At 43.2% G+C, this 6579-nt stretch carries 6 protein-coding genes and 1 pseudogene; 4 read left to right on the plus strand and 3 right to left on the minus strand.

Annotated elements, in window-relative coordinates:
* Window positions 1–63: 63 nt before the first annotated feature.
* Window positions 64–1431, minus strand: a complete 1368-nt coding sequence (locus BLS24_RS07330; protein ID WP_091757577.1) for a dihydrolipoyl dehydrogenase family protein — start codon at window positions 1429–1431, stop codon at window positions 64–66.
* Window positions 1432–1568: 137 nt separating this feature from the next.
* Window positions 1569–2114 (minus strand): TetR/AcrR family transcriptional regulator, encoded by a 546-nt coding sequence (locus BLS24_RS07335; RefSeq protein WP_091757579.1) that lies wholly within the window; start codon window positions 2112–2114, stop codon window positions 1569–1571.
* A 223-nt stretch (window positions 2115–2337) separates the two neighbouring features.
* Here BLS24_RS07335 and lon point away from each other — a divergent pair, with 223 nt between their 5' ends.
* The 4 genes from lon to BLS24_RS07355 all read left to right on the plus strand — a co-directional run bounded on the left by lon (window position 2338) and on the right by BLS24_RS07355 (window position 6256).
* A complete protein-coding gene (gene lon, locus BLS24_RS07340) occupies window positions 2338–4611 on the plus strand; it encodes an endopeptidase La (RefSeq protein ID WP_091757581.1) in 2274 nt (757 codons plus the stop codon).
* 268 nt (window positions 4612–4879) lie between these two features.
* Window positions 4880–5281: a flavodoxin family protein gene (locus tag BLS24_RS07345; protein ID WP_091757584.1), complete on the plus strand. Its 402-nt coding sequence runs from the start codon at window positions 4880–4882 to the stop codon at window positions 5279–5281.
* Between the two features lie 18 nt (window positions 5282–5299).
* The gene (locus tag BLS24_RS07350; protein ID WP_091757586.1) at window positions 5300–5896 is read left to right on the plus strand and encodes a histidine phosphatase family protein; all 597 of its coding nucleotides are present in this window, start codon (window positions 5300–5302) and stop codon (window positions 5894–5896) included.
* Window positions 5897–5914: 18 nt separating this feature from the next.
* Window positions 5915–6256: a hypothetical protein gene (locus tag BLS24_RS07355; RefSeq protein ID WP_176764366.1), complete on the plus strand. Its 342-nt coding sequence runs from the start codon at window positions 5915–5917 to the stop codon at window positions 6254–6256.
* A gap of 133 nt (window positions 6257–6389) precedes the next feature.
* Here BLS24_RS07355 and BLS24_RS15335 read toward each other — a convergent pair.
* Window positions 6390–6579 (minus strand): annotated as a pseudogene (locus tag BLS24_RS15335) (IS1634 family transposase); the annotation flags it as partial.

Here is a 6579-nt window from a genome sequence, read left to right on the forward strand (position 1 = left end):
TTTTATGGGCAATGTAGTCTGCCAAATTTATTAAATGACAATAGTGTCAAAATAATCAATTATTCACGCGTCATCCCTTGCGCTGTGGAGCATAGGTGCGAGCATCTCTACAAGACCGTCTGTCTGTGTCGGGAATGCCCAGATCGTACCCATGATCATTTCCATAGTCATTCTGCCATTGATGATCATTGTAATGATGTTGATCATTTCGCCGGCCTGGTCACCGTAGAGCTCGGCTCCGACAAGGTATTTATTCTTGTCGAGAATAACGGTAGCTTCGGCGTCAGTCTCATTTCTATATTCAAAGGCAAGAAGTTTTCCGTATTCCACCTTGGCAACGGTATATTTATCAGGTTCCTTCAGGGCCTGATTTACTGTAACACCGGCAGCAGCAATTCTTGGAAGCGTAAATACTACATTTGGAACAGCCGGGTACTGGATAGGCTGTGGTGCGCCAAGAATAGCGAGAGCGATGTAATTTGACTCGAAGGTTGCAGTAGGAGTGAGCCTTGGAATCATCTTATCAACCACGTCACCGCTGGCATATACGTTAGGTGCTGTGGTGCGCATATGGTCGTCAACCTTGATGCCTCTTGGGCTGTACTCGATTCCGGCATTCTCAAGGCCAAGTCCTTCGACATTAGCTCTTCTTCCTGTAGCAGCAAGGATGTAGTCCGTTGTAACTGTCAGGCCGGAAGCGGTCTTGGCGATATATTTCTCACCGTCTTTTTCTACAGAAGCTAAAGACTCACCAAAGTGAAAATCAACACCTGCAGCCTTAAGCTTATCCACAACTCTTGCAGAATATTCCTCGCTATATGCTAAAAGAGCTCTGTCCGCAAATTCAATTACGGTTGCTTTAACGCCGAACTGTGTAAGGAGCGAAGCAAACTCCATCGAAATAATACCTGCTCCAATGAAAGCAATATGCTCAGGCAGTTGTGGAAGATCCAATATCTCGCGGCTTGTATGCATATACTCTTTTCCCGGAATATCAAGCTTGAAGTCATTCTGGCCTGTGCAGACAACGATATTTTCTGCAGTAACAGTCTTGTCTCCAACTTTTACCGTATGATGATCAACAAACTCAGCACTTCCTCTGATGATGGTAAAACCGGCATTTGTGAGCAGGCCTGTCATGGCATTTGCAAGAGGATCGATTACCATGTGCTTATATCCCATAAATTTGGGCCAGTCCATCTTAACATCGGCACTGAGTCCAAAATCCTTGTATCTTTCAAGAGCGGAGACCAGCTCAGCCGGTCCATCCAGGAGAGCCTTGGCATCGCATCCATAGTTGGTACATGTTCCGCCTGTCAAATCCCTTTCTGCAAAAGCAATCTTTTTCCCGGCTCCTGCAAGAATAAGAGCGCCATGCCATGCAGCATGACCGGTACCGATATATAGAACATCATAATCAAAATTAGCCATTTTTTTACCATCCTTTCATCAGTGCTGTAGTGACTAAACATGCTAATTAGATTGAGCACAATTAAAGTACAATATATACCTTTAATAGTCAACAAATAAATGATAAAAAAATGATAAAAAAAGTGAGTGGGGGTGAGTCAAAACGCCCCACTAAACAGTGAATAAATTATCCCCTCAAGCCGTTCACAAGTGATGGCATTTCTGTTCTTTACATAATGCTTGGCAATAGTAGTAAGTCCCGAAGCAATGAAATCCAGGGCAAGATCCCGGGGAATCTCACCGGCGTCATCATTGCTGACCTCTGAATCAGTGTAATGCTTAAAACCGCAAAAAAGAGTCTCCTGCAGGAGATAGGTTATGTTATTCTTTTCAAGAAGCTCGATGAAATCGCCCTTTTGAACAATAAAGGATGAAAATCCTTTACTGAGCTCAGAAAGAGTTGGTGTTCCGCAGCAATTACACTCTTTTTCCGGGTTAAAAGCGTATTCCTTGGACAAAATGAAGGCGACAATATTCTCTTTTGACGAGAACAGAGAATAGAAAGTCTGCCTGGAAACACCGGATTTCTTGCATATTTCACTGGCGGTAATTTTGGAGTATTCTTTTTCTTTTAATAAATCATAGAAGCCCTCTGCGATGGTGTTCTGTGAACAAAGAGCTGTTTTATTGCATCCCTGGTACATAATCTTTTCCTCTGAGAGTTACATTGTTTGAGTGAGTCATTGGGGGCGTTTCGTGAGTCACGAAAAACTTAACGTTGACACTTGTCAATGTTAGTGCTATTATCATGTAAATATCTTAGACAAGTGTAAATGTTTTGTAAAGCGTTCAATGATGATCTGCTTTATTTTTTTACCAAAGGATTAGCACTCATCTCATAAGAGTGCTAACAAAAGGAGGTTAATTATGATAGTAGTTCCTGTATACAATAAACAGCTTATTTCAGAGGGAAACCTTTATTTTCAGACTGATGAGTTCAAGAACCTTGGCGGAAGAGCGGTTCAGGGTGAGAAGGTAGTTCTTTTGCAGAATAAGAGCTTTCAGAAGAGAAACGAGATGACGGAGGATAATTTTTATCCTATCGGCGCATCGGGAATTCTGAGTACCATCAGTCCGGACGGATACATTGTTGTCAAGGTAAATAACCGTGTGAATATCGATGAGATTGCCATTGATCAGAGGCACAACATTGAGCTTAGCATTTCAAGAAGGCCGGATACGGAGCCTGCCAACCCGGAAAAAGAGATGGAGGTATTGCGAAGACTCAAGGAAGAAGTCAAGGAATTGTCTTCAAGATTCCAGTATGTGGGCTTTTTCAATATGATGATAGACAACATGAATACTGTAGGTGAGCTGACTGCGGCGGTTTCATATTGGATGAAGAACAGTAATGACGACAAGTACAGGATTCTAGCGGAAGACAGCGCTGCCACCCGTCTTGAGCTCATGGAAAAAGCTGTTGTTGAGTTCGTGGAAGTGGCCAAGGTCACCACAGATGCGGCCACAGCGCAGGAGCAGGAATATAAGGACATGTACCGTGAGTCCGCCATCAAGAAACAGATGGAATATCTGCAGAAAGAGCTGGATGAGATGCATCCCGAGAATCAGACAGATGTTCAGAAGTTCGAGGAAAAGATAAATGAAGCCGGTATGAATGAAGATGCAGAGAAAGAAGCCAGAAAGGTTCTGGACAGGCTTAAGCAGGAGGGCAAGAACAGCCCTGAAACCGGCATGCTGTATGACTATCTTGATTTTGTGACAGGTCTTTCCTGGAAGAAGCAGGAGGCTGAGTTCATAGACCTCTCGGAAGCTGAGAGAATTCTGGATGAGGACCATTACGGTCTTGATAAGGTAAAAAAGCGTATTGTTCAGCAGATAGCTGTTATGAATCTTAAAAAACAGCAGTCAGGCTCAATCCTTTTGTTTGTGGGCGCTCCCGGAACAGGCAAGACCAGTATCGGCAAGAGCATTTCAAAGAGCCTTGGAAGAGAGTACGTTCGTGTAAGCCTTGGAGGAATCAGGGACGAGGCTGATATCAGAGGACACCGCCGCACATATATCGGTGCCATGCCCGGAAGAATCATGGATGCCATAAACAAGAGCGGAGTAAGCAATCCTGTTATGGTACTTGATGAGATCGACAAGCTTTCCCAGTCCTATAACGGAGATCCCGCAAGCGCGCTTTTGGAGGTACTTGATCCGGAGCAGAACAACACTTTTACCGATCATTACATGAATGTGCCCTACGACCTTTCAGACGTAATGTTCATCTGCACCGCCAACAGCGTGGATACAATCCCTGAGCCGCTTTTAAACAGAATGGAAGTCATCAACTTCACAGGCTACACTCCTGATGAGAAGCTCAAGATCGCGAGAAAGCATCTTTTGCCAAAATCCATGGCAGCTATGGGCATATCATCAGATAAACTTGAGGTGTCTGATGAAGTGCTTGAGACCATAATTGAGGAATATACGAGAGAAGCCGGCGTCAGAGGACTCAGGAAAAGAATTGATTCCCTCTGCAGAGGCGCTGCCGTACTCATATCAAAGGGCGGTCAGGACAAGCTCTCCATAACAAAGGATCAGCTAAGAACAGACCTTGACATGAGACCGGTTCGAAGAGAAAACGTTCCTGATAAGCAGAAAGCAGGCGTTGTGACAGGAATGGCCTGGACAAGCGTCGGCGGAGAAATCCTTTACATCGAGACACTGTTTACCAGAGGCAAAGGAAATATCATAATCACCGGTAAGCTGGGAGATGTGATGAAGGAGTCAGCGCAGATTGCTGTGAGCCTTGTGAAATCTCTTTTCCCGGAAAAAGCCAAAATGTTCGAGGAAAATGACCTTCACATCCATGTTCCGGACGGGGCAGTGCCCAAGGATGGCCCATCTGCCGGAATAACCATGACTACAGCAATAGCATCACTTCTTACAGGCAATGATGTTGACCCAAGGATCGCTATGACCGGTGAGGTGTCCCTGCGAGGCCTTGTAATGCCTATCGGCGGCCTTCCTGAGAAGCTCATGGCAGCCCTTAGAAGCGGTGTTAAGACAGCTTTTATTCCTTATGAGAATGAGCAGGATCTGGTAGACGTTGCGGATGAGGTAAAAGAGAACCTTCAGATAATCCCCGTTAAAACCGTTGAGGAAGTATTGAAAAGAACCGGTGTCATCGAATAAAAAGGTTATTTTGGAGAGATAATCTGAGCTTATCACCAACAATAACGTTCATGTATTAGCCAGGATGAGCATCTTCCATTATGATTTGCTGGCTTGGGGGTGGAAGTCCCTGGGACATATACCAGGATTACATAGATGGCAACAAGAGCTTTCTTGAAGTGTCTGCGTATTACAAATAAATAATGATAAATTTGACCTCTTGAAATTGATGATACATATGATACAATCATATTGTGCAAAATATATAATTTCAAAGAGGTTTTTTATTATGGATATCGCAGTAAGATACTGTTCTAAGACTAAATTTGGGAATACAAGGAGAATTGCAGAGGCAATAGGTGATGGGATTGGTGTAAAGGCAGTCAGCATAGCTGATGAACCAAAACTCAAAGAAAAAGTGGACATTCTTTTTCTTGGCGGAGCTCCATATGCAAATATCATGGCTCCCGAGCTTAAAGAATATGCGGAAGAGCTTGATTTTAAGATGGTTTCAAAGGTAGTCCTTTTTACAACTTCAAACTGGTCAAGAAGAACAGTTCTGGCGCTTAAGAAGATGCTTAAGGGGAAAGGGATAACTGTCTGTGAAGACTATTTCTATGCGCATATGCTTAATATAGATGGAAAGCTTGAAGCAGCAAAAGAATTCGGGAAAAGGATGATTGAGAAATAGTAAGAAGAGGCCTGCGAAATGCTATACATTATACGGCATGGTGAAACAAAATTAAATAGTAAGCATGTTCTCCAGGGGCGTAGTGACAATGAGCTTGATTCCAAAGGCTTTGACCAGAGCAGAAAAGCTTCTGACTGGCTCAAGAAGGAAGGTATCTCTTTTACCAAAGTATATTCCAGTCCCTTGAAAAGAGCTGTGCAGACCGCAGAGTGTGTGGCTCCGGGAGTCACAGTATCTATGGACGGACGTCTCATTGAGATGGATTATGGTCCATATGAAGGAATGAGCCTTCTTAAGCCAAAGAAAGAGGTAGTGAAGTTCTTCAGTGATTTTGTAAATAATCCTGCTCCGGAAGGAATGGAACAGCTGGCTGATATCGTTGTAAGAACCGGAGAATTTGTGGATTCCATAAAGGATGAATGCTCACAGGGAAATGTGCTCATATCAACCCATGCGATAGCCATGAAGGGAATCCTCGAATATCTTGATAAAGATGCAAAAGGCAGGTATTGGTCGAAGAATATCGGGAACTGTGAGATTTACAGAGTTGAATGTTCTGATGGAATCTTTGGAGTTCCGGAGAGTGTGTTTAGGATCAAGAAGCTATTGTTTTGAATTATGGAGGGTACGAAAATGAAGGAAAAAATCAATGTAACTGATTACGCCAACATTATTACAAAGGCACTTCCCAAGGGAATCCTATTAAATACATTTGCAGATGACAGGTTTAATTCAATGGTAATCGGCTGGGGACATCTTGGAACCCTGTGGAATAAGCCAACCTTTCATGTGTATGCCCGTCAGGGAAGATTTACCAAGGGACAGCTTGATAAGGCTGGCGAATTCACAATCAGCGTTCCACTTGAAAATCCGGATCCTCAGATAAACAAGATCTGCGGATGGCAGTCAGGTTTTAATATCGACAAAGTAAAAGAGGCAGAACTTGAGCTGGTGGATGCTGATACCATCAAATAAAGGAGATATGAAGAATGAGCGTTTATGATTTTACAGTCCTGTCTTTGACAGTACAACAATAATAATCAACGCCGAAAGCCTTGAATTGTCTGACTTTCGGCGTTATCTTTGTGCTTCTTGAAATATAGTAATATTACCTTTGTTTACTCTGTTTTTCTATTGTTCTCATATCAGATTTGGTAATGAACTCATAGTCAGTTCTGAATCCGCATATTTTGTGGAGGGCATCAGTTAGTTCGTCTCGAACATAAGTGGGCATGTATCCCTGCCCTTTTATGTCTGCAAAATTAATTGATTTCAACTTATCCAGGATTTCTTCGCAG

This window comes from Butyrivibrio sp. INlla18, from assembly GCF_900103635.1.
Taxonomy (GTDB): Bacteria; Bacillota; Clostridia; order Lachnospirales; family Lachnospiraceae; genus Butyrivibrio.